This window comes from Dapis purpurea BLCC-M126, from assembly GCF_050015975.1.
Taxonomy (GTDB): Bacteria; Cyanobacteriota; Cyanobacteriia; order Cyanobacteriales; family Microcoleaceae; genus Trichodesmium.
On the sequence record NZ_JBNHER010000140.1, the window covers coordinates 1 to 1,406 of the forward strand.

The 1,406-nt window shown below is 30.1% G+C and carries 1 protein-coding gene; it reads left to right on the forward strand.

Features of this window, described 5'->3' with window-relative positions:
* Nucleotides 1-245: 245 nt before the first annotated feature.
* Complete coding sequence (locus tag ACP6PL_RS12545) at nucleotides 246-1,268, forward strand: IS701 family transposase (protein ID WP_426545597.1); 1,023 nt, start codon at nucleotides 246-248, stop codon at nucleotides 1,266-1,268.
* The last annotated feature ends 138 nt before the right edge of the window (nucleotides 1,269-1,406 follow it).

Sequence of the window (1,406 nt, forward strand, 5' to 3'; positions counted from 1 at the left end):
CAGGACTTACGCAAAGACACTATATATAGCGTATACTAAATAGAGCGATGTAGCTGCCGCTAGGCTCCGCCAACGCTGTTAAAAAATGTAGCGATCGCCTGAACAAAAAAATTATCATAACTAATATTAATAATATTAAAGATATGCTCTTTAAATTTATTTTAGCTAATTGTAAATAAATTTTGCTAAAAGAGCTTAATTATACTATAATTATATTATCTTAATTGTTAATTTGAGATAACAAGATGAATTTTAACTATATTGATTATTGTCAGTATCTACTCAATTCTCATACAAATTATACTATCACAAATTTAGCCAATCACCTAGAAAATGTTAGCCATGACAAGATAAATCGTTATTTAAAAATACAAAACTTTGATAACCAAGATTTATGGAGAAATGTTAAAAAAGAAATTATAGCCAATACAGAAGGTTATTTAATATTTGATGATACAGTTATTAACAAGAAGCATAGTAATAAAATTGAATTGGTTCGGCGACAGTACAGTGGTAATGAGCATCAAGTAGTTCGTGGTATAGGAATAGTAAATTGTATATATTTTAATCCAAAAATCGAACAGTTTTGGCTCATAGATTATCGAATTTATGACCCAGATACTGATAAAAAAACCAAAATAGACCATGTAGAAGAAATGATTTTATGTGTGGTAAATCAGAAAAAATTACCATTTAAAACTGTGTTAATGGATAGTTGGTATGCCACACAAAGGTTAATGGGATTAATAGATAATATGGAGAAAATTTATTACTGTCCCTTAAAAATAAATCGTTTAGTAGATGATACTCGTGGTATAGAAAAATATAAAAAGATAGAAGAATTAACTTGGAATGAGCCAGAAAAAATATCAGGTAAAATAATCAAAATAAAAGGTTTTCCGAGAGATAAAAAAGTAAAGTTATTCTGGGCAACTATTTCTACCAATAGAACAGAATATATTGCAACTAATGACTTATGTCAAGCTTCAGTAGATGCAGTAGAGTTTGAATCTCAAACCAGATGGAAAATTGAAGAATTTCACAGAGAAATTAAGCAATTAACAGGTATAGAGTTTTGTCAATGTCGTCTCAGGAAAATTCAGAAAAATCATATAGCCTGTGCTATATTAGTCTGGAATTTTTTGAAAAGATTAGCAGTGAAAATAGGGAAAACTATTTACCAAGTTAAGCATGAATTACTCTCAGATTATCTGATACAAGAGCTGGAAAAGCCCACAATAAAATTCAGAGCAATTTTGATTTTGTAGGTATTTTTCTTACTCTTGAATTAATGGCTAAAATCTTGAGGCGATCGCTACATTTTTTTTAAGCGTTGGCGGAGCCTAGCGGCAGCTACATCGCTCTATTTGGCATACGCTATATATAGTGTCTTTGCGTAAGTCCTG

Bases quoted from the DNA above. Each gene is read 5' to 3' on its own strand.
- ACP6PL_RS12545 (WP_426545597.1), top strand. From the start codon at position 246: ATGAATTTTAACTATATTGATTATTGTCAGTATCTACTCAATTCTCAT.